25 protein-coding genes and 1 riboswitch are annotated in these 19,124 nt (G+C 64.0%); of the genes, 11 read left to right on the plus strand and 14 right to left on the minus strand.

Annotated features, from left to right (window positions below; genetic code table 11):
• Positions 1-147: 147 nt before the first annotated feature.
• From NMB43_RS16055 to NMB43_RS16065, 3 genes are read right to left on the minus strand one after another with little or no spacing between them, the layout of a single operon-like run.
• The gene (locus NMB43_RS16055) at positions 148-720 is read right to left on the minus strand and encodes a hypoxanthine-guanine phosphoribosyltransferase (protein ID WP_494349169.1); all 573 of its coding nucleotides are present in this window, start codon (positions 718-720) and stop codon (positions 148-150) included.
• The gene (locus NMB43_RS16060) at positions 717-1,214 is read right to left on the minus strand and encodes a nucleoside 2-deoxyribosyltransferase (RefSeq protein ID WP_494349170.1); all 498 of its coding nucleotides are present in this window, start codon (positions 1,212-1,214) and stop codon (positions 717-719) included. The genes NMB43_RS16055 and NMB43_RS16060 overlap by 4 nt, the downstream gene beginning before the upstream one ends.
• The gene (locus tag NMB43_RS16065) at positions 1,214-2,125 is read right to left on the minus strand and encodes a recombination-associated protein RdgC (RefSeq protein ID WP_494349171.1); all 912 of its coding nucleotides are present in this window, start codon (positions 2,123-2,125) and stop codon (positions 1,214-1,216) included. The genes NMB43_RS16060 and NMB43_RS16065 overlap by 1 nt, the downstream gene beginning before the upstream one ends.
• A gap of 67 nt (positions 2,126-2,192) precedes the next feature.
• Here NMB43_RS16065 and NMB43_RS16070 point away from each other — a divergent pair, with 67 nt between their 5' ends.
• A complete protein-coding gene (locus tag NMB43_RS16070) occupies positions 2,193-2,402 on the plus strand; it encodes a hypothetical protein (protein ID WP_494349172.1) in 210 nt (69 codons plus the stop codon).
• Between the two features lie 21 nt (positions 2,403-2,423).
• Entirely contained in the window at positions 2,424-2,600 is a 177-nt protein-coding gene (locus tag NMB43_RS16075; protein WP_494349173.1) for a hypothetical protein, read from the plus strand.
• Between the two features lie 31 nt (positions 2,601-2,631).
• Here the strand turns inward: NMB43_RS16075 and NMB43_RS16080 are convergent, their stop codons facing one another.
• Complete coding sequence (locus NMB43_RS16080; RefSeq protein ID WP_494349174.1) at positions 2,632-4,341, minus strand: diphosphate--fructose-6-phosphate 1-phosphotransferase; 1,710 nt, start codon at positions 4,339-4,341, stop codon at positions 2,632-2,634.
• 178 nt (positions 4,342-4,519) lie between these two features.
• Between NMB43_RS16080 and NMB43_RS16085 the strand changes: the two genes are divergently transcribed.
• Complete coding sequence (locus NMB43_RS16085) at positions 4,520-4,810, plus strand: hypothetical protein (RefSeq protein ID WP_494349175.1); 291 nt, start codon at positions 4,520-4,522, stop codon at positions 4,808-4,810.
• A gap of 248 nt (positions 4,811-5,058) precedes the next feature.
• Here the strand turns inward: NMB43_RS16085 and NMB43_RS16090 are convergent, their stop codons facing one another.
• Positions 5,059-7,053 carry a DUF4914 family protein gene (locus NMB43_RS16090; protein WP_494349176.1) on the minus strand — a complete coding sequence of 665 codons (1,995 nt, stop codon included), beginning with the start codon at positions 7,051-7,053 and terminating at the stop codon, positions 5,059-5,061.
• A 126-nt stretch (positions 7,054-7,179) separates the two neighbouring features.
• On the opposite strand from NMB43_RS16090, the gene hemW reads away from it, so the two are divergent.
• The 4 genes from hemW to NMB43_RS16110 all read left to right on the plus strand — a co-directional run bounded on the left by hemW (position 7,180) and on the right by NMB43_RS16110 (position 9,951).
• Complete coding sequence (hemW, locus tag NMB43_RS16095; protein WP_494349177.1) at positions 7,180-8,412, plus strand: radical SAM family heme chaperone HemW; 1,233 nt, start codon at positions 7,180-7,182, stop codon at positions 8,410-8,412.
• 7 nt (positions 8,413-8,419) lie between these two features.
• Positions 8,420-8,938 carry a GNAT family N-acetyltransferase gene (locus NMB43_RS16100; RefSeq protein WP_494349178.1) on the plus strand — a complete coding sequence of 173 codons (519 nt, stop codon included), beginning with the start codon at positions 8,420-8,422 and terminating at the stop codon, positions 8,936-8,938.
• Between the two features lie 18 nt (positions 8,939-8,956).
• Positions 8,957-9,697 (plus strand): peptidoglycan editing factor PgeF, encoded by a 741-nt coding sequence (pgeF, locus tag NMB43_RS16105; RefSeq protein WP_494349179.1) that lies wholly within the window; start codon positions 8,957-8,959, stop codon positions 9,695-9,697.
• 65 nt (positions 9,698-9,762) lie between these two features.
• Positions 9,763-9,951, plus strand: a complete 189-nt coding sequence (locus NMB43_RS16110; protein ID WP_494349180.1) for a DUF3079 domain-containing protein — start codon at positions 9,763-9,765, stop codon at positions 9,949-9,951.
• Positions 9,952-9,956: 5 nt separating this feature from the next.
• Here the strand turns inward: NMB43_RS16110 and NMB43_RS16115 are convergent, their stop codons facing one another.
• The 5 genes from NMB43_RS16115 to NMB43_RS16135 all read right to left on the minus strand — a co-directional run bounded on the left by NMB43_RS16115 (position 9,957) and on the right by NMB43_RS16135 (position 13,331).
• Positions 9,957-10,847 (minus strand): DMT family transporter, encoded by an 891-nt coding sequence (locus NMB43_RS16115; RefSeq protein WP_494349181.1) that lies wholly within the window; start codon positions 10,845-10,847, stop codon positions 9,957-9,959.
• A gap of 48 nt (positions 10,848-10,895) precedes the next feature.
• Positions 10,896-11,264, minus strand: a complete 369-nt coding sequence (locus NMB43_RS16120; protein ID WP_494349182.1) for a dihydroneopterin aldolase — start codon at positions 11,262-11,264, stop codon at positions 10,896-10,898.
• A gap of 51 nt (positions 11,265-11,315) precedes the next feature.
• A riboswitch (ZMP/ZTP riboswitch) is annotated at positions 11,316-11,413 on the minus strand.
• 285 nt (positions 11,414-11,698) lie between these two features.
• Positions 11,699-12,385 carry a PA4824 family protein gene (locus tag NMB43_RS16125; protein ID WP_494349183.1) on the minus strand — a complete coding sequence of 229 codons (687 nt, stop codon included), beginning with the start codon at positions 12,383-12,385 and terminating at the stop codon, positions 11,699-11,701.
• A gap of 218 nt (positions 12,386-12,603) precedes the next feature.
• A complete protein-coding gene (locus tag NMB43_RS16130) occupies positions 12,604-13,050 on the minus strand; it encodes a YbaN family protein (protein ID WP_494349184.1) in 447 nt (148 codons plus the stop codon).
• Positions 13,051-13,088: 38 nt separating this feature from the next.
• The gene (locus NMB43_RS16135; protein ID WP_494349185.1) at positions 13,089-13,331 is read right to left on the minus strand and encodes a hypothetical protein; all 243 of its coding nucleotides are present in this window, start codon (positions 13,329-13,331) and stop codon (positions 13,089-13,091) included.
• Between the two features lie 74 nt (positions 13,332-13,405).
• Here NMB43_RS16135 and NMB43_RS16140 point away from each other — a divergent pair, with 74 nt between their 5' ends.
• The 4 genes from NMB43_RS16140 to NMB43_RS16155 all read left to right on the plus strand — a co-directional run bounded on the left by NMB43_RS16140 (position 13,406) and on the right by NMB43_RS16155 (position 16,270).
• A complete protein-coding gene (locus tag NMB43_RS16140) occupies positions 13,406-13,693 on the plus strand; it encodes a LysR substrate-binding domain-containing protein (RefSeq protein ID WP_494349186.1) in 288 nt (95 codons plus the stop codon).
• A gap of 322 nt (positions 13,694-14,015) precedes the next feature.
• Positions 14,016-14,783 carry a hypothetical protein gene (locus NMB43_RS16145; protein ID WP_494349187.1) on the plus strand — a complete coding sequence of 256 codons (768 nt, stop codon included), beginning with the start codon at positions 14,016-14,018 and terminating at the stop codon, positions 14,781-14,783.
• 106 nt (positions 14,784-14,889) lie between these two features.
• Entirely contained in the window at positions 14,890-15,687 is a 798-nt protein-coding gene (locus NMB43_RS16150; RefSeq protein WP_494349188.1) for an HNH endonuclease signature motif containing protein, read from the plus strand.
• A gap of 148 nt (positions 15,688-15,835) precedes the next feature.
• Positions 15,836-16,270 carry a hypothetical protein gene (locus NMB43_RS16155; RefSeq protein WP_494349189.1) on the plus strand — a complete coding sequence of 145 codons (435 nt, stop codon included), beginning with the start codon at positions 15,836-15,838 and terminating at the stop codon, positions 16,268-16,270.
• 56 nt (positions 16,271-16,326) lie between these two features.
• Here the strand turns inward: NMB43_RS16155 and NMB43_RS16160 are convergent, their stop codons facing one another.
• From NMB43_RS16160 to NMB43_RS16175, 4 genes are all read right to left on the minus strand, one after another.
• A complete protein-coding gene (locus NMB43_RS16160; protein WP_494349190.1) occupies positions 16,327-17,580 on the minus strand; it encodes a DUF2325 domain-containing protein in 1,254 nt (417 codons plus the stop codon).
• Positions 17,581-17,854: 274 nt separating this feature from the next.
• Complete coding sequence (rpsD, locus tag NMB43_RS16165) at positions 17,855-18,466, minus strand: 30S ribosomal protein S4 (RefSeq protein WP_494349191.1); 612 nt, start codon at positions 18,464-18,466, stop codon at positions 17,855-17,857.
• Between the two features lie 131 nt (positions 18,467-18,597).
• Positions 18,598-18,795 (minus strand): hemin uptake protein HemP, encoded by a 198-nt coding sequence (hemP, locus tag NMB43_RS16170; protein WP_494349192.1) that lies wholly within the window; start codon positions 18,793-18,795, stop codon positions 18,598-18,600.
• A gap of 41 nt (positions 18,796-18,836) precedes the next feature.
• Positions 18,837-19,124, minus strand: a complete 288-nt coding sequence (locus NMB43_RS16175; protein WP_494349193.1) for a hypothetical protein — start codon at positions 19,122-19,124, stop codon at positions 18,837-18,839.

Genomic DNA, 19,124 nt, shown 5'->3' on the forward strand with positions numbered 1-19,124 from the left:
GCGGGGGCTAGGGGAGAGGGCGCTCACACATTCCCCCTTGCGGAGGTTCGCATCCACCTCTCCCGGCCCTGCGGGCCACCCTCTCCTGTTCTCAGGAGAGGGGAAAATCCCCTTCATCAGCGACATCCGGAATTTGCCGCAGCAAGATCAATGCCCTTTTAATGCGTAAATGCCCGGGGCATTTCTCCAATAGCCCTTGAAATCCATGCCGCAACCGAAGAGGTAGCGGTCCGGCGCCTCGACCCCGCAGAAGTCCGGCTTCATGCCCTTGACGGCCTTGCGGTCGTGCAGCTTGTCGACCAGCACGGCGTTGAACACTTCGGCCGCGCCTTCCTTGCGCAGGTGTTCCATCACGGCGATCAGGGTGTAGCCCTCGTCCAGGATGTCATCCAGCACCAGTACGCTGCGGCCGCGCAGATCCTGCGTCGGGCGCACGCGCCAGTCGAGCAGCGTGCCGTTGAGCGCGTGGCCGTAACGGGTGGCGTGCAGGTAGGAGATCTCCAGCGGGAAGTTCAGGCGCGGCAGCAGTTGCCCGCCCAGGAACAACCCCCCGTTCATGATCACGTAGACCATCGGATTGGCATCCTTGAGGCGTGCCGTGATCTGCTCGGCCATCTTGTCCAGCGCGGCGTCGATGCCGGCCGGGCTCACGATGCAATCGGCCTCGGCCATCGCCTGGCGCACTTCGGCCAGCATGGCCACCTTGTCGGTCTCACTCATTGTCCTGCTCCCTTGATCGAGGCGCGCACTGCATCCAGCGCCGCCTCCAGTCCGCCCACCACCCGCCGCGCCGGCACCGCCAGCATCAGGTTCAGCGGCAGGCCGAAATCCTCGACACGCAGACCGTCGGCATCGCACCAGCCTTGTCCGTCGCGTCGCAGTGGCAAGCCGAACGCCTGCAAGCGCTCAGCCAATACCCCGTCTTGTTCAAAATAGGCCACCACCGGCTTGCCCAGCGCCGCCGCAAACCCCAGCTCGAAGCAGGTGCCGGAATCCGGCTCCGCGCCACGGAAAGGGTTCAGGTTTGCCACCACCACGTCGGCCGCCTGGATCATCGCGACGTTGCTGGCGTAGATGCCGGCCGCCGTGGTCTCGTCACCATCCAGCGGCACCAGGGCGGTCAGTCCGCGTTGCCGGCAGGCTTCGCGCACTTGCTCGGCCCACTGCAGCGCGTCGGGGCGAAAGACGTCCGGCCCGGCCACATAGACCTTCATCAGATCGTCGCCTCTTCGCCGCCCATGGCCTCGACCAGCGCCGGAATCATGCGCTGCAATTCGCCGGCCATGATCGCGAAGTCCGCGTCGAACAGCTCTTCCTGGCTGGTCGCATCGGCCACCTGACCCGACGCAGCCTCCTTGAGCACATCCAGGAACTGCAGGCGCTTGACCTCAAGTTTGTCGGTCAGCACGAGACTGATGCGGTCATCGAAGGTCAGGCCCAGCTTGGTCACCTGCTTGCCGGCCGCGATATGGTCGCGCACGTCCTTGCCTTCCAACGAATGGCTGACGTAGCGCACCTTGGAGCTCTCCTCGGCCACCGAGCACAGCTCGCAGTCGAGGTCGATGGTGAAAGCGCCAGGCGCCTCGCCTTCGAGAATCCAGTTGGTCATCGCGGCACCTGGGCTCATGCGCAGGTTCAGGAGCTTCAGCGGCAGATCGTCGAGCGCTTTGTGCAGGGCGTCCAGCACATTCTCGGCGCCCTTGCGGCTGGAGGCATCCACCGCCAGCCAGCCGCCCACCGGATCGATCCAGGCGAAAGTGCGGCGGCGCCGGGTGAAGGCGCGCGGCAGCAGTTCCTGCATCACCGCGTCCTTGAGTTCGGAGAGCTGCTTGCGGCCCGGGCGGTAGCCCTGCTGCAGCTCGACGGCTTCGGCGCGCTCGGTCACTTCCTGTTTGACCACCGACGAGGGCAGCAGGCGCTGCTCCACGCCCAGGGCGACCATCCACTGGCCGCCCACGTTGTGCACCAGACCGCCGTCGGGCAGGATGGGCGCCCAGCCCATGCTCTGCAGGTCCTGGCTGCCACAGGGTTGGAATGTGAGCCGGGAGAGCTGCTCGGCCAGCCGATCCGCGGTCATTTCCCAGTGCGGCGGCAGGCGATAGAGTTGGAGATTACGGAACCACATGGCTCAAAAAGGCAGCATCATACGGTGCCCGGCTGCCGGCCGCGAGTCTTGACGCAGGGGTGAAACAATGAACGCACGCGCTTTGCTGATCTGCATCACATTCAGCTTGTCTGGCTGCGGCGTGGAAACCGCCACGACGGCTGCCACCGCCGCCAAACTGCAGGCCGATCAGGCACAGCAGGCGCAGCAGCAGGCCGACAAGATCAAGCGCGATCTGGATGCCGCCAACGCGGCGGCGGCAGATCGCCTGAAGGAGGCCGACAAGGCCGCCCAGTAGTTAAACCAAGGAGCAGGAAAGATGAAGATCCCGAGCAGCAAACCGCGCAACCTGGTGCATCGCGCCATGTTGCTTTCGAAGAAGAGTGGCGCCCACGGCAAGAGCCACAAGCAGGAACGCGGCAACGCCCGTGCGGCCTTCCGCAAGGCCCTCAAGCGAGAAGGCGGTTTTGTTCAGTACGTGCCTGCCGCGCACTGAACAAAACCGCCTTCCCGCTTACCTACCGCGTTTACTTGCCGATCTTGAAGGCCAGCGAGGTGTAACCCCGGTTCAGCGCCACGCTCACCGGCACCTGCTGCGACACCGGCCCCCACAACTGGCGCGGGCCGGAGGACGCAAAACGATCCTCGGCTGCGCAGGCAGCGCGGCGTGACGCGAAGAACTGCATCGCGGGCGCATCGATATCCACCAGCGCCTTTTCGATCACCAGTTCGTCCTTGCCATGACGGCGCTCGATGGTCAGCAGGCCGGCAAGCGGAATGCCCAAGGGCTGCCCGCCCTGGTCGAGCTGGGCCACGCTCGCCATGCAGCCGGTGCGGCCATCCAGGATCAGCGAGCCGGCGGTGAGGCCCAGGTTGTAGGTGTAGGCCGCGTCGAACAGGGTCGGCGCACCGCAGCGGCCTTCGTAACCGAAGAAGTGGTGCTGGGTGGCGAAGGGCACCTCGGGCGCCAGCTCCTTGACGCGACGCTTGGTCATGTCGATCAGCAACTGCTCGGTGGGAATCAGAGAGACCTGCAGGTTGCCGTGGGAGTCGCGGTCGGCCAGCAGCATGTCCTGGATATAGTCGGGCAGCGACCAGAACAGCGTGGCGTGATCGCGCGTGAGCTTCTCGGCCACGCTGGCACGCTTCTGCTCGGCGCTGAGCAGCTTGAGTGCGCCGCCCTGCGCGGCCACCACGTCGTTGAGCTCGCCCAGCAGGTCGTGCATCTCCGGCACGAACTCGATCAGCCCCTCGGGCACCAGCACCACGCCATGGTTGACGCCATTCTTCGCACGGGCGATCACGGTCTGCGCGATACCGTCGACGATCTCGCCCAACGACATCTTCTTCGCCGCCACTTCTTCCGAGATCAGCGCGATGGCCGGACGCACCTGCAGGGCGACCTCCAGCGTCACGTGCGAAGCCGCACGGCCCATCAGCTTGATGAAGTGCCAGTACTTGATGGATGAGCGCGCGTCCTGGCAGATGTTGCCGGCCAGCTCGGCGTAGATCTTGGTCGCGGTGTCGAAGCCGAAGGAGATCGGCAGCAGCTCACCCAGTTGCAGGTCGCCGTCGATGGTCTTCGGCACACCGATCACCTGCACGCCACGCCCGTCGGCATGCACGCCTGCATAGAGCTGCTCGGCCAGCACGGCGGCATTGGTGTTGGAGTCGTCGCCGCCAATGATGACGATCGCATCCAGCGCGTGAGCCACGCAGACCTCGCGCACCTTGGCGAACTGCTCGGCGCTCTTGATCTTGGTGCGGTCGGTGCCCAGGAAATCGAAACCGCCGGTGTTGCGGATGCGCTTGGCATCCGCGTCACTGATCTCGAACAGCTTGCCGTTGAGCAAGCCTTTGGGTCCACCACGCACGCCCAGCAGGGTGTTGTGCTCGCCCAGCACCTTCTTGAGGCCGACCAGCACGTTGTGCCCGCCCGGCGCCGGGCCACCCGAGAACAGCACCGCGACACGCTTGCCGCGCACTGCCTCGGCGCGCGTCGCGGCGCCCACCAGCACGCGCGAGGCCGCCTCACCGCCGGTATGCGGGAACAGGCTGGCGACCTGCGCGGCGTCGCGCGTCACCACGCGCTGCTCGCCGGCCACGAAGGCCACCGGCTGCGGCTGCTCGGCATCGCCGAACGCAGCCACAACGGGCAAGGGCAACTCACGCAGGGCATTCTCGAACAGCGAAGCGTGCTGTTCCATCTGCAGCAACTGATCGGACAAGGAACTCATGGATCGACGACTCTCTGGATATGAAAAGCCCCCGGAGACGGGGGCCAAGTGGCGCGCATTATCGCAGGAGTTCGTGACACTTGCTCAGGACGAAGGGGAAGCCGGCCAAGCGGCCGGCACGATCCCGCCCCATACTTCGATGCACCATGTTTCGGACTAGGGCCTGGGGAGGTTGGCGATGATCGAGAAATGCCTGATTGCCCTGCTGAGCGCCGTTACCGCTCTGTCTGGCTGCAGCACGCAGGCAGTGAGCGCGGAGAGCCTGCAGTCCATGCCAGCCCCCGCGGTGTGCCGCGAAATCGGCTTCGCCCGCTATCTCGGGGACTCGAACGCCTTCGCCCTGGCCCAGCGGGAGGCTGAACGACGCATCGCCACCGGCGCGATCAGCGCCGAGGAATGCAGCACCTATACGATGAACGGCTACCGTCGCGCCCCGGACCTCTTCTCCACGCAGCCGATCAGCCGTTGAGGCTCGTGGATCACTACACTGCACCGCCAAAGAATACGGGCAGGCAGGTATCTAGAAGACCCGGAGCGATTCAGTGTGGGGCCAGACAGCTCCTACCACCAGCCAAGCTTTTTTTCCAGGGCGCAGCATGGGGCGATGAGCGTAGCGAGCGGCTCGAGGTCGAAGCGAGAAGCGCAAGCGTACGTCAGGTACGCGGAGCATCATAGCTTCGAGATCGGGCCGCGCAGTAGCTCAGCGCCCCATGCTGATCAGTCCTTGAAGATCTGGTGGGGTATGAGCTTCCAGTAGTCCTCCTGCGTCGCATCGTTGAGGCAGGCCTCGATGATCTTGCGACCCAGCGGATCCAGCTCCGGCGTCAGGAAGGGCTTCAGCTCGCGGTGGAAGAACTCGCGCCACTGGCGCGCGCCTTCGTCGAACACCTCGTGGCCGCCTTCGAGCTGGCTCTGCACGTGGAGGAACACCGGCGGAATCAGGCTGCCCTCGACGCGCACCTGGCGCGGCACATAGCCCAGCAGCGGGCACGGACTTTCCACCAGTTGATCCTTGCGGAAGCGCGCGCTGCCACGACGCGCCAGGTACTCGCGCGCCACCCACTCGGCCATGAAGCCAACGTGCCAGGCCCCGATGTACTGGTTCGGGATCAGCACATGGCGGGTGTCGGTGTTCTGCACGATCTGGCGCAGCAGCAGGTTGGCCTGGTCCACGCGCTTGCCGGTGCAGAAGGCCCAGTAGGAGCCGACGCCTTCGGACTGCATGCCCTTGGAATCCTGGATGCTGGGGTTGGCGTGGCCGCGCGGCGCCACCAGACGCCACAGCCAGGCCAGGGCCGGCGACAGGATGTGCAGCATGCCGACGATGCCGTACTGCGGGCTGTCCTTGTGGGTGGGCGGGCAGCGCACGCCGAAGCTGCGGATGTTGACCGACACCGGGCCTTCCTGCACGTCATGCACCATGTCGCGCGGAATGATCAGGCGCGGGTTCGGGCAGGGCTTGCCAGGCGCGTCTTCAATGTGTTCCCAGATCAGGCACTGGCCGCCGGGCACGATGTAGTGGTTCAGGAAGATCAGCGGGCGGTCCGGGTGCATGCACAGCTTTTCGAGGTGCGGGTCGGTGCCGTACTGCTTGATGTGGTCGACGCGCACGAACCAGCCGGCTTCAGCGTCCTTGATGTTGAGCTTGGTCTGGCCTTCGTTGTAGTGCGGATGCGCACAGGCCATGTCGTCGGCCATCGGCTCCAGGTGGCAGGCCTCCGGCAAGGTCAGCGTGCGCTCCTCGCCGGTGATCACGTTCTTGCCCAGCAGCAGGCGGCCGTCTTCCATGCGATGGATGTGCTCGGTCATCTCGCTCTTGCCGCCACCCGAGGCGCCCTCGTGCATGATCACGAGCTGGTTCTCGTACGGCGTCACCACGCCGACCGCGGCACAGTGGTTGGTGGTCCAGCCTTCGCGCTCACCGATGTCCAGCAGCAGCGAGTACACGCCCTTCTTGGCGGACGGGCCCGGGTACAGGTTGTAGGCGAAGATTTCCTGATGCGTCTGGCAGCGCGCATGCACGACGACCTGCTTGCCCTCGAAATGGGTGTGGCGGAACGGCGGGGCGATGAACAGCACGCCACCGGACAGCTTGAAGTCGGCCGGCACCTGGCTGTTCGGAATCATGCCCTGGAGATCGGCCAGCGCGCCGGCGAAGAAGCCCGCGTTCTTGGGGCAGATCAGCAGCGCGCCGTAGCGCAGTTCTTCCGGCCCGGCATAGAAGGGCACCACGATCAGGTCCTGCGTCTTGAGCCAGTCCAGGGTCTTCTGGCGCATGCCGTCGAACTTCTCGCCGAAGCGTTCCAGGTAGGTCGGCTTGTCGGTGGGCAGGCTGTCGCCAATCACCATCGCGTCCGGATCGCGACGGCGCATCTTCACATCGACGAAGTTGATCGCCAGGCCATTGCGCGCCTTGGTGACCGTGGCTTCGACCACGCGGCCCTTGCCCGGCACCTCGAAGGCGGATTCGTAGACCCCGTGGTCCTCACGGTTGCCGATGCTCCAGTCGGTGCTGCCGGCTTCACGCCCCAGTGCCCAGTTGAACAGGTCTTCGCGGTGCTCGGCCACACTCAGCGAGGGCGCGGCACTCAGGACTTCGATGACATGGGCGGGCAGGCCCAGGCTGGGCCAATCCTGGCTGAAATCGATGGTTTTCTTGATCTGATCCATAATCGTCGGACGTGCCTCAGGGTCGGTCAAAGGTAGCTTCATCGCAGCGGCTGGACGCGCCAGCTCAATGATCAGTTTAGGGACAACGCCTAGGCCTCATTTGAGATTTCTTAAACGAGCCGCACAATTCATAGTCAAACGTTATCGCAAGTACCGCACAGCCTTTTCATGCCGTCCCCCACCCGCATCATCCCCATCCACCCCGCTGCCACGATCGCCAAGGGTCCGCTGCCCGACAACACAGTGGCCAGCCTGAGCCAGCCTCCCGCCCTATCGCTGTACATCCACTTCCCGTGGTGCGTGAAGAAGTGCCCCTACTGCGACTTCAACTCGCATGGGGTGCGCGACGAAGGCATCCCGGAGGCCGCCTACATTGACGCGCTGCTGGCCGACCTGCAGGCTGCGCTGCCGCAGGTCTGGGGCCGGCGCGTGATCAGCGTGTTCATCGGTGGCGGCACGCCCAGCCTCATCTCGGCACCGGCGCTGGATCGCCTGCTGACCGGCGTGCGCAGCCTGCTGATGCTGGACGCGCAAGCCGAGATCACGCTGGAAGCCAACCCCGGCACGGTGGAGGCCGGCAAATTCGCCGACTTCCGTTCCGCCGGCATTACGCGTGTGTCGCTGGGCATCCAGAGCTTCGACGACGCCATGCTCGCCGCGCTGGGGCGCATCCACGACAGCCGCGAGGCGCGCGCCGCCATCGAACAGGCCGCACGCCACTTCGACACCTGGAACCTCGACCTCATGTACGCCCTGCCCGGCCAGACGCTGGCGCAGGCCGAGGCCGACCTGGACGCCGCGCTCGCCTTCGCCCCGCCGCACCTGTCGTGCTACCACCTGACCCTGGAGCCGAACACGCTGTTCCACCGCAACCCGCCCAGCCTGCCGGACGACGACCTGTCGGCCGACATGCAGGACATGATCGAGGCGAAACTGGCGGCGGCCGGCTACCGCCACTACGAGACCTCGGCCTTTGCGCGGCCCGGCCACCGCTGCCGTCACAACCTGAACTACTGGAGCTTCGGCGACTATCTGGGCATCGGCGCTGGCGCGCATGGCAAACTCACCAGCCACGAAGGCGTGCGCCGCGAGATGCGCCACAAGCATCCAAACGCTTATCTGGAAGCGGCGATGCGTGGCGAGTTCGTGCAGGAGGCGCGCTTCATCCCCGGACGTGAACTGCCTTTCGAGTTCATGATGAACGCCTTGCGCCTGCTGGACGGCGTACCGCAGTCGCAACTTCCGCTGACCACGGGCATCGAGATGCACCAGATTGCTGAAAGAGTGAACCTGGCCCGCGCACGCGGCCTGCTCAGCACCGAAGGCACACAGCTCAAACCCACCGAACAGGGACGCCGCTTCCTCAACGACCTGCTCGAAATCTTTCTGACCGAAACCTGAAAAACGCATGACCGACGACACGCACCTGGCCGACGAGGCTGAGAACCCCACCGGCACGGCCACCCGCGACTACCGTCCGCAGGACGCCGCCACGCTATTCGAACTGTACTGCGCGGCCATCCGTGTCACGGCGGCCAGCGCCTACAGCGAGGCCGAGCGTGAAGCCTGGATCGCCCGCGCCGGCGGCGCGGAGGCCTTTGCCGCCCGGCTCGCCGCCGCCTGGGTGCGCGTGGCCGAAGATGCCGAGGGCATCTGCGGATTCGCCGCCATCCAGGAGCCCGGGCATCTCGATCTGCTGTTCACCGCACCACGTGCAAACCGCCAGGGGGTCGCCAGCTTGCTGTTACAGGACATGTTGTTCCTGGCTGGCGCCATGGCCGCCCCGGTCATCACCACCGATGCCAGCCGCATCTCGCGCCCGTTCTTCGCCAAGCACGGCTTTGCCGAGACCGGGGAGGCCAACCGCTGCTGCGGCACGGTGACGCTGGAATGCACACGCATGCAGGCGCCCGTCCCCAAGCTCTGATCCCGTCACCGAACCTCCATGCCCTCCTCGCAACTGCAACTGATCACGCCAGACTGGCCTGCACCGAAGAATGTGAAGGCCCTCTCCACGACACGCCATGGCGGCATCAGTGAGGCGCCCTTTGCCTCGCTGAACCTGGGTGGACACGTTGGCGATGCACCCGATGCGGTGGAGCACAACCGCCGCATCCTCGGCCAGCAATTACCCATGGAACCGCTATGGCTGACCCAGGTGCACGGCACGACCGTGGTGAATGCTGCCTGCACCTGCCCCTACGCCGAAGCGGATGCAGCCGTGGCGCGCCACACTTACAAGCTGTGCACGGTGATGACCGCAGACTGTCTGCCCGTGCTGTTCTGCGACCGCGCCGGCACGGTGGTTGCCGCCGCCCACGCCGGCTGGCGCGGCCTGGCCCATGGCGTGCTGGAGGCCACCGTGAAGGCGATGGGCGTGGCTGGCCCGGAACTGCTGGTGTGGCTCGGCCCGGCCATCGGTCCGGACCACTTCGAGGTCGGGCAAGAGGTGTTCGAGGCGTTCACGCAACAGGACGCGGCCGCAGCCGATGCCTTCCGCCAGGGTGTGGCTCCCGGCAAATGGTTGGCCGACCTCTACGCGCTGGCCCGCCTGCGCCTGGGCAAGCTGGGCGTCACCGCCTTCTACGGTGGCGATCGCTGCACCTATCGCGAGGAGCAGGACTTCTTCTCCTACCGCCGCGACGGGCAGACCGGGCGCATGGCCAGCATGATCTGGCTCGACTGAGCCCTGTCCTGAAAATTACCCGGGGTCAAGGCAACGCGCCGGCCCCGGCGCGCAGCATTCCACGCATGGCCAAGAAGTTTCCCACCCACCCGAAGAATCCCGAACGCATCTGCTGGGGTTGCGACAAGTACTGCGCCGCCACCGCGCTGGCCTGTGGCAACGGCTCGGACCGCACGCCGCATCCAGTCGAGTGGTTCGGTGAGGATTGGCAGGACTGGAGCCGCGACGCCGCGGACGACAGCGGCGCGGGCTGATCGGCTCAGCCCTTGCCCATCCTGGAGACCCGGCTCACGCCCAGCATCACCAGCGCCGTGCCGAGTACCTGCAAGGCACCCAGCGTCTCTCCCAGGAAGGCTGCGGCCAGCAGGATGGTCAGCACCGGCCCCAGCGAACCGATCATCGAGGTGCGGCCAGCGCCGATGCGGCGCATGCCCTCGGCCACCAGCCAGATCGGCAGCACCGTCGAAAACACCGCCATCGCCATGCCCAGGGCATGCACCTGCCAGGGCTGCGCCAGCGCAGCCAAAGGCCGGACCGCCACGAACTGCGCCAGGCTGTAAAGGCAGGCAAAACCGGTGGCCCAGGCGGTGACGCGCGTGCTGCCCAGGCGTTGCACCGTCTCGCCGCTGATCATCAGGTAACAGGCATAGGAGAGCGAGCTAGCGAACACCAGCAGGCTGCCCAGCATCACACCATCGCCACTCATGCTCACATCATGGCCGACCGCCAGCGCCACGCCGACATAGCACAGCACCAGTGGCGGCAGCATGGCCCAGCGCAGCGGCTTGCCCAGGAAAACCGCCGACATCAGCAGCACCAGGGTCGGGTAGACGAACAGGATGATGCGCTCCAGCGCGGCCGAGATGTACTTGAGCCCGAGGAAGTCCAGGTAACTCGCGAGGTAATAACCGAGGAAACCCAGCAGAGCCAACAGCCCGATGTCGCGCCAGCTCAGGCGCATGGGCGCCTGCTTCGCCACGAATACGCCCATCACGACAAAGAAGGGCAGCGCATACCCCATGCGCAGGGCCAGCAGGGTTTCGGCGTCGACGCCGTACTGGTAGGCCGCCTTGATGAAGATGGCCTTGAAGGCAAAGCCGACCGCGCCGAGGATGGCGCACAGCAAGCCCAGGGATTCGTTACGGTTCATGACAGGCGGATGCGGGATCGGCCTGCAAAGATAGCATCCCGCGGAGGTTCACCCGACCATGCCGACCTCGGCCTCATAGCCCGCGCTTTCACAGTCGGCATAGATGTCCGGCTTGCGCACCCACACGCGAGCACCCTGCACGCCGTCCAGGCGCGCGCACAGGGCCAGAATCTCGTGGCACAGGGTTTCCTGCAGATTGAAATGGCGACCTTCGACCAGCTTCGGGATCGCCTTGTGCACGAGGTCGTAGTTCACCGTGGCATGCACGTCGTCCGGGATCTCGTGGGACAAAGGGGCCAGGTGCAGATCGATGTCGATCAGTACGCGCTGCGGGCGCTGCTTCTCGACCTCGTAGAAGCCAATGGAGACCGGCAGGCTGAACTTGCGGATGCGGATGCGGCGGTTGATGAATTCCAAGGTGGCGACCCTTTCGCTACGGATTCGGCCGCATCAACATGCAGGCCGGAACAAGATCGCCCAGACGCGCGGCGTGGCGGACACCTGACGGTGCCGACCCGCACTTCCCCGGGGTTTGGCTCCCCATCGCGTCAGTCATGCAGGCCCGCGCAGTCTACCGGCGGCGCGAGCGCGCCACCAGTGCACGTCACGATTGCTTTCAGAGGCTGTTCACGATCTGTAGCGAGAGGCCGTCAGCGGGCTCATTTGGCAAACCCGGAGCAGCACAGGAACCGGAGTTTATGTTGATAAATGAGGGCGAGGCGGGGTTTCGCGGAGCCTGCTCCGCGCCACCGCAGCCGGTCGGCTGTGCAAAGCCGACCGTGGAAGAGCAGCGCATGAGAGCCGCCTCGGTAACCAATGCGTGGCCTCGCAGTAAGATCGCGAACAGCCTCTCAGAACATGAACTTCAGGCCCAACGTCCACACCTTGCCCTGGGTGTCGCCGGTCTGCTTGCCCCAGGAGGCATCAATATTCATGCGGTCCTTGATCACCGGCCAGCGCAGGCCAAGCTGGATCCAGGGCGCCTGGTGGTCGTCACCAAAAGCTTCGATACCGGCATCCACCGGCCCCAGCAGTCCTTCCCACTCGGCCAGCAGGCCCCAGGTTGTGGCATTGGTCTCGTCGATACGTGAGCGCGCCCAACCCAGGTTGGCGTGCAGCATCACCGGCCCCGCCGGCACCGATACGATGCCGCTGAGGCTGGTCGTGTCAAAACGCCGGCTCTCCTCCGGCAGCTTGGCCCAGCCGGCGCTGTAGCCAATGGCGATGCCGACGCTGTCGTCGCCGAGTTCCTTGAGCCAGGTCTTGCCCAGCAAAGCGTAGGAGTCGATGTGCTCGCCCTCGCTGCTGTCACGGCCGAAACCCAGCGACATCTGGCTGCGCAGCCCGTAACCGCAACCCGGCTGCACCCACCAGCCGCTCACCGCAGGCAAGTCCGGTGTCGTATCGCGGTGGTAGTAGCTCTCCAGCTCACACGCCCCCGCATCCAGCACGCCGGCATCATCCGTCGTGAATGGACGCCCCGCATGGGCCATCATCGATGCGGCCGACAGACAGGCCACACACATCAGTTTCTTCATGTTTCCTTCCCTGATCCGCAGACTCATGACTGCGTCTTGAACATAGACGAAATGCCCACCGCCCTGCCATGGAGAGCTCCCCGAAGGTGGCGGGCAACGCGGGCAGAACGGTCGCCGGAGGGCCTGGATGCACGCTTGATAGCCATCAAGCACAGGATGCATCGAGCACCGGGGAGTCTCACTCTGTAGGAGAAAAACGACAGCGCGCGCGTGGGCCGCTATGACTGGCGCGGCAAGGTAGGCAGACGGATCAGGTAGATCGACACCGCCACCGCGATCAGGATCAGCACACCCTGCAGCCAGGGACGCGGCGGCATCAGCAGCACGCTCGCCAGGATCGAGGTGTTCATCATCACCAGGGCCAGCAGCTTGAGGCGCAGCGGCAAAGCATGGTTGTGCTCCCAGCCCTGCACCATGGGACCGAAGCGCGGGTGCTCGCGCAGCCAGCGGTGCAGGCGTGGCGAGGCGCGCATCCAGCACGCGGCGGTGAGCAGCACGAAGGGGGTGGTGGGCAGCAGGGGCAGGAAGATGCCGGCCACCCCGAGCGTCAGCGACACCGCCCCCAGCAACCACAGCAGCGCACGCACCGGCCGCAACTGCCAGAGACCGTGCGCGGCGACAGGCAGGCTCGGGGCTTCGGGAGAAGAAGGGGTTTCTTGCGTCACGCCCAGGATCATAGTGCGACTTGCGTGAGCACGGCACGCTATCGCAGCGCGGCCGCCACCATGTTGCACAGTGCCGGGATCACCTCGTTCCAGTAGCGCGTATTCAAACCACAGTCGGGATTGACCCGCAGTCGCCCGGCCGGGATGTGCGAAGCAAGGGCAGCCCCACACGCAGCGCCGCCTCGTCGCGGACACACCGGAATCGGGCATTCGTAGGGCGCCGAAGGGAACAACGGAGCGAAGCGGAATTGCGCCGGATGGCTTTGCTCAATCCACCGCATACGGCGCAGTTCGCTGCGCTCAGTGCGCCCTACTTTTTATTACGCCGTACGCGGTATTCCTGACGCCAGCCGGCGTGCTGCCGCGCCAGCACAAGACCATCGAGACCACCGACATCATGCTGCAGATGGTCGCCAGCGGTCGCGGCGTGGCAGCCCTGCCACGCTGGCTGGTCGAAGAGTATGCACAACGCATGCACCTGGTCCCGCTGCGCCTGGGTCGCCAGGGGCTGGCCAAGCAGATCTTCCTGGGCATGCGCGAAGGGGATGGAGAGACGGCGTATCTGCAGGCCTTCATCGAACTCGCCCGCCATTCTGGGGATGCCCCGGCTCAGGCAGGCCGTCCGCGGAAAAGACGGGGTTGAGTCAGCGCCGGCTGCGCAGTTCGGTGAACTTGGTCCTCCCTTCTGATCGGACATCATCGCGGCGCTGCTGCGATGACGGGGATCGAAGCGATCAGACGGCAGCAATCGACCGTCAGCGGACTGTCGGCGTGCCGCCTGGGAGCGACAGGTCCCGCCTCTACTCAATGCCCTTCTGTCCGTACTATCAAGATGCTTATACGGGCAGTCGCCTTCTATGATTTAAGTAATCAATGACTTACGGCTCACCTTCTCTGTCCGTACTATCACCCGTAGACGGCCCCATGGGTCCGTCTACTACAAGTTATGTCTCACGGAGAACATGATGCCTAGCGCCAAGATTGATGCAGTTAGTTTCTTTAATGAAAAGTATCGTGAACTGATCATTGAAAAGGCGGGGAAAGCCGACTCAGAGCGAGAGACATTCGATGAATATATAAAAAGATCGCTAAAGCTAAACAGTGCAGATGACTGGGGCGTCCTTTGCGCCTCAATGGATGTTATCGAAGACTCCCTCCTAGGAATAGAAAATTTCCTGAGATTCGGAATTGATGGCCCAACAAAATACGGAGACATGGGAGAAAAATACATAAGGCTTTATGGCGCGCTAAATGCCACCTATCTTCAACAGCAAGCCGTAATAAATTTGTTCAAGATCTCAAATACTGACAGCCCAAAGTCAGCCCAAGAGAAGATCAACAGTCTCTTGATCCGAACAATTCGCCACAAAATTGGCGCCCACGCCGTTGACTACGAAAACAAGCACGAAGACGTAACGGAAAGTTTTGTGCCTGTTCGATTTACTCTTGGTGGCATGGCATGCAGCTATTACAACAACAGAACGCAAAAGCAAGAAACCGTTAATCTCCAAGAGGCTATTGCCGAACATCTTGATTTAATGGCTACCTTGTATGCGACGCTTTACGAAAAAACAGTTCGCACAATCTACAAGTCGAACCCCGATAAAACAGAATTGCTGATGAGAAACGTAATTGACGGTAAAGCAAAGTTGAATGGAGATGTCGTAGTTCGCTCCCCATGCGGGAACGTAATGTTCACAACAATGATTGTTTTACCTCCGGCCACAGAGTGAAACATAACCCTGCAGTCAAGCGGACCGCCACACGCTGCGCTTGTGGTTCCCTCCGTGCTTCGCGCTCCGGCGTCCGCTTACTTCCACGTTGGGCGACATGATACGCATGGCTAAGGATCGCGTTCCGATACCACCTGAAGTCTCGGCTGAACTGCTGTTCACGTCAGACCATACCTGTTGCGTCTGTCGAGATCCTGGTCGCGCGGTTCAAATTCACCACATCGACGAAAATCCGGCTAACAACGCCAAGGCGAATCTCTCGGTTCTATGTTTGCTCTGTCACGACGACACACAGATCAAAGGTGGCTTTGGTCGAAAACTCGACGCCCGTCTTGTAACGCAATACCGAGATGATTGGCATACGCGAGTAGTCGTTCGCCGAGACAGAGCCGATGAACTTGCCGCGCTTAGGATGGCTGGCTCTGCCGTAGTCGTTCCGTCGACTGAGCCCGAGGCGGAAGCCCTCATGATCCCGGCGGATGAAGCTCTCGTTACATATGTAAAGAGCCTTCCTAGTGTCCTCGCCAGTGGCTACTCCACTGCCCGGCCACGCTGGGACACCGGCATTACAGTCGAGATGGTGGAAGGCACCTATGAGCTAATCGACCTCGTGGTGCAAATGCTGGGGCATTTAGCATCATGGTTTCCGGAAAACCACTTTGGTGAGTCGCCAGCTCCCGAGTATTTCAGCCAGTACGTTGCTACTCGCTTTGCTTGGCACCGTGCGCTAGCCGAGTCTGACGGCGTTGGTACCGGTGGAACCATTGTTGGCCCCGTTGCCTCAGCAGCGGTACTTAGCGACGTACAAAAGGCCGTTGATGAAGTTGTTTCCTCATTGCTCTGGGAACGGGAGGACTTTAGCCTGAAAGCGTGGCGTAGCGAGTGGAGCCAAGCAACGCAATGAACCACTGCCGCCCAACCCATCACTCGAGCGGACCTGCGCGAAAAGCCGTGCAGTCCGCTCAATTCAGATGTTGGGCTTTGCAAGCCCGCAGATTGCAAACGGCCACCGGGGGACGCCGCCAAGACCCCAAAATCCAAGGAGAGCAACTGTGAAGACAATAACAACTCAGCCTTCTGTGCCAATCGAAGCCTTCGACCCCAGCCGGGATGAGCATTTTCCCGAAGTACTCGGAGACTTCACACCAGTTCAAGGGAGTGTTTCAGTAACTGACGCCGGCTATCTTATCAACCTGTCACTATTGGCACCCAATTTCACCCTGAGGAAAGGCCGGATGACCGCCGCAAATGGGCAATTTGGGAATCCATTTGCGATGCCAGCGGTTACTCGAAATTGCTTCAAGGACGCCGATACTTGCTACCGAGACGGAAACTACACACCAATCCTGAATACTGCATGCAATGACAGACCATTCCGCCTGGAGTTGCACTTCCAGAGCAACCAAGACCCAAATACGTGGGGCAAGACCACTCACGATATCGCGCCCAATTGTAGCTATTCCGGCGTCGTAATTAGCGTCGGCTGAAGCCAAGTTGTGTCTATGGTATTCAATCGTTGCTGCGTGGGCACACCGTGCCCACCCTACACAACTGACAACCCTGGCCGCCGCAGCGCATTGAGCAGCGCGCCGGTACTGCTGCCCTCGATCAGCAGGCAGGGCTTGCCGATCTTCTTGCAGTAGTTTTTCACCACGTAGTAGGCGCTGTGCTTCACGTGACTGGCATGGCACACCACCACGTCGGCCGAGGCCAGCAAGGGTGGCAGGCGGTGGGCGTTGTCTTCGATGCCGCCATCATGATGGGCGAAGCGGCCGTTGAGCGACTCCACGGCTTGGCGGTATTGCTCGCAGTTGCGCGTGAGGCCGCCCACGCACAGCACGCACTTGCCGGCCAGGTCGGGGGGTGCAGCGTCGACCGGGCAGGGCTGGGTCGGTTGCGCGATGGCCTCCACGGCGGGCGGCGCCGGCACGGCCTGCGGCCCCGGAGCACTACGGGCTTCACGCAACTGAAGCTGCAAGCTTCGCCGGCGGGTCTGGCTATGCGCCAGCTCTTCCTGCAGGCGTGCGTTATCGGCCTGCAGGGCACGCAGGGTTTCGCCCGTCTCCAGCGCCTGCAAGGCGGCCTGCAGGCGCTGCTCACGCTCGCGCTGCACGGCCAGGGCCTGACGCGCTTCGGCCAGTTCCTGGCGCAGGCGCTCACATTCTTCGCCGCGTGCGTCGAGCGTCGCCCCTAGCTCTGTCATCTGCCGGGCCTGCTGACGTGCCAGTTCCTCGGCCTGGGCCAGACGCGCGAGGTCGGCGCGCTGCGAGGCGCCGACCTGGTGCGAGAGCATGTGCACGTCCTTGGAGATTTCGTCCTGCACGAAGGCATCGGCCAGCGGATGGGTGGCCACCGCCCACAGCGCAGCCTCGACCTTGCCGTCGCGTATGGCCTCGCGCCAGCGCTGCATCAGCAGTTTGCGCTCCTTGATCTGCAGCCAGGCGCGGGCCTCCTGGCCGTACTGCCGCTCCAGCTCCTTCTGCAGCGATTCGGACAAGCCGTTGCGCGCCTGCGCCAGGCTCACCACCAGGGTGTGCAGGGTGTAGCCGGTGTCTTCATCCACCTCGGGGCATTCGTACTCGCTGCGTGCGAACAGGCGGCGCAGCGTCGCGGTGGTGAAGCAGGTGCCGATGATCGGGCAGTGCAGGTGCTTGCCCAGCTCCCACAGCTTGTGACGACGCGGCTGCGCCGCCTCGGCCGGGCTGCCCCCCATGTCCGCCGGTACCGGCAGGCGGCCCATGACCCGGATATCCACGAACTGGCCGGGTGCGGCACGATCGAACAGATGGGATTTCATGGCGGACTCCTTGGCGTGGACGTATTGGCAAAGTGAAGCTCAACAAGACCGGGACGGATCGACCCCAAGCCGCTGGGCCCCTGCGCTCGCGGGGGCGACGGCGCGTGATGCGCGGGCCGGCAAACCGTCATTCCTGCGCAGGGCCCGCCCTCGACCTGATCGGGGGCAGGAATCCAGCGTCTTTCTGGCTATCCAGCCACAGCAGCGGAAAACAAAGTCGCTGGGTCCCTGCCTTCGCAGGGACGACGAGTTCGGGTGCGCGCCGCACCACACATCACAGACGCTGCGCGTAGTACTCGACCACCAACTGCATCTCCAGCGGGAAGGGGATATCGCTGAGCGCAGGCAGGTGGCTCACGGTGGCGGCGAAATTCGCTTCGTCGAAATGCAGCCACTCGGGGCGGGTCAGCGCAACGTCGGCCAGGCTGCCCTTGATGACCAGCAGGTTGCGGCTCTTCTCGCGCAGGCTCACCACGTCGCCCACGCGCACGCGGAACGAGGGGATGTTGACGGCGCGGCCATTGACCAGGAAGTGACCGTGATTGACGAGCTGGCGCGCGGCCGGGATGGAGCCTGCAAAACCGGCACGGAACACCACGTTGTCGAGACGACGCTCCAGCAGCTCGGCCAGCTTCTCGCCGGCGGAGCCGCGACCGCGCCGCGAGTCGATGACGAGGCGGCGCATCTGGCGCTCCGACAGGCCGTAGTTGAAGCGCAGCTTCTGCTTCTCCTGCAGTTGCAGGCCGAAGCCGGACTTGCGCTGCTGGCGGGCGCCGTGCTGGCCGGGCGGGTTGGGACGGTCGGCGATGGTCTTGCGCGACAGGCCGGGCAGATCGACGCCCAGCGCGCGCATGACCTTGAGACGGGGACCGGTATAACGGGACATGCTTGTACTCCTTGCGGGTGAATGTGGATGGCGTGCGACGGGCGCTCAGCCGCCTGATGACGCCATGCAGGATGGGTATGCACGACCGACCCGCCCCCCATCCTGCACGGTGCAGATCGGTCTTCAGACAGTTACTTGGTGAGGATCAGCTTGCCGGCGCGGGTGACGCGCAGGGTGTACTGCATGCCCTCGTGGTCGATCAGCAAGAGCTTGTTGCCCTTCATGAGACTGTGCGAGCTGATGCGCGGCCGCTGCACGGCCTCGTTGATCGCGCTGCCTGCGTGCACTTGCTGGAGCTGCTGCTGGACTGTGTCGATACTCATCATCATGGCGGACACTCCTTCAGGTAACAGAGGTGGGTGAAAACGACTCAGTGCAAGGTCGCACCGGCCGGTACCGGCTGCGCCGCCTGGGCACGCGCCTGCGCCTGTTGCTGCAGCTCCTGCGCCAGGCGGTGCCACACGTCGGCCAGCTCGTCACAGGCACGGGCCAACAGCGGATCGGTGTCGGGCTTGTCGGCCAGCGCCGACAGGTGTTGCACCAGCGACTCGCACTTGGCGCGCGACACGCCGTGCGCGGCCGAGCAGGTGAGCAGGTGCAGCGCGGACGCCAGCAGCACGGCGGGGCGGGATTCGGCGATTTCGGGATCGATGTCCAT

The organism is Uliginosibacterium sangjuense (assembly GCF_059132465.1).

Excerpts from the sequence above, each read along its gene's own strand:
- NMB43_RS16055 (WP_494349169.1), bottom strand. The coding sequence starts at position 720 with ATGAGTGAGACCGACAAGGTGGCCATGCTGGCCGAAGTGCGCCAGGCG.
- NMB43_RS16060 (WP_494349170.1), bottom strand. The coding sequence starts at position 1,214 with ATGAAGGTCTATGTGGCCGGGCCGGACGTCTTTCGCCCCGACGCGCTG.
- NMB43_RS16065 (WP_494349171.1), bottom strand. The coding sequence starts at position 2,125 with ATGTGGTTCCGTAATCTCCAACTCTATCGCCTGCCGCCGCACTGGGAA.
- NMB43_RS16070 (WP_494349172.1), top strand. The coding sequence starts at position 2,193 with ATGAACGCACGCGCTTTGCTGATCTGCATCACATTCAGCTTGTCTGGC.
- NMB43_RS16075 (WP_494349173.1), top strand. The coding sequence starts at position 2,424 with ATGAAGATCCCGAGCAGCAAACCGCGCAACCTGGTGCATCGCGCCATG.
- NMB43_RS16080 (WP_494349174.1), bottom strand. The coding sequence starts at position 4,341 with ATGAGTTCCTTGTCCGATCAGTTGCTGCAGATGGAACAGCACGCTTCG.
- NMB43_RS16085 (WP_494349175.1), top strand. The coding sequence starts at position 4,520 with ATGATCGAGAAATGCCTGATTGCCCTGCTGAGCGCCGTTACCGCTCTG.
- NMB43_RS16090 (WP_494349176.1), bottom strand. The coding sequence starts at position 7,053 with ATGAAGCTACCTTTGACCGACCCTGAGGCACGTCCGACGATTATGGAT.
- hemW (WP_494349177.1), top strand. The coding sequence starts at position 7,180 with ATGCCGTCCCCCACCCGCATCATCCCCATCCACCCCGCTGCCACGATC.
- NMB43_RS16100 (WP_494349178.1), top strand. The coding sequence starts at position 8,420 with ATGACCGACGACACGCACCTGGCCGACGAGGCTGAGAACCCCACCGGC.
- pgeF (WP_494349179.1), top strand. The coding sequence starts at position 8,957 with ATGCCCTCCTCGCAACTGCAACTGATCACGCCAGACTGGCCTGCACCG.
- NMB43_RS16110 (WP_494349180.1), top strand. The coding sequence starts at position 9,763 with ATGGCCAAGAAGTTTCCCACCCACCCGAAGAATCCCGAACGCATCTGC.
- NMB43_RS16115 (WP_494349181.1), bottom strand. The coding sequence starts at position 10,847 with ATGAACCGTAACGAATCCCTGGGCTTGCTGTGCGCCATCCTCGGCGCG.
- NMB43_RS16125 (WP_494349183.1), bottom strand. The coding sequence starts at position 12,385 with ATGAAGAAACTGATGTGTGTGGCCTGTCTGTCGGCCGCATCGATGATG.
- NMB43_RS16135 (WP_494349185.1), bottom strand. The coding sequence starts at position 13,331 with ATGCGGTGGATTGAGCAAAGCCATCCGGCGCAATTCCGCTTCGCTCCG.
- NMB43_RS16145 (WP_494349187.1), top strand. The coding sequence starts at position 14,016 with ATGCCTAGCGCCAAGATTGATGCAGTTAGTTTCTTTAATGAAAAGTAT.
- NMB43_RS16150 (WP_494349188.1), top strand. The coding sequence starts at position 14,890 with ATGGCTAAGGATCGCGTTCCGATACCACCTGAAGTCTCGGCTGAACTG.
- NMB43_RS16160 (WP_494349190.1), bottom strand. The coding sequence starts at position 17,580 with ATGAAATCCCATCTGTTCGATCGTGCCGCACCCGGCCAGTTCGTGGAT.
- rpsD (WP_494349191.1), bottom strand. The coding sequence starts at position 18,466 with ATGTCCCGTTATACCGGTCCCCGTCTCAAGGTCATGCGCGCGCTGGGC.
- hemP (WP_494349192.1), bottom strand. The coding sequence starts at position 18,795 with ATGATGATGAGTATCGACACAGTCCAGCAGCAGCTCCAGCAAGTGCAC.
- NMB43_RS16175 (WP_494349193.1), bottom strand. The coding sequence starts at position 19,124 with ATGGACATCGATCCCGAAATCGCCGAATCCCGCCCCGCCGTGCTGCTG.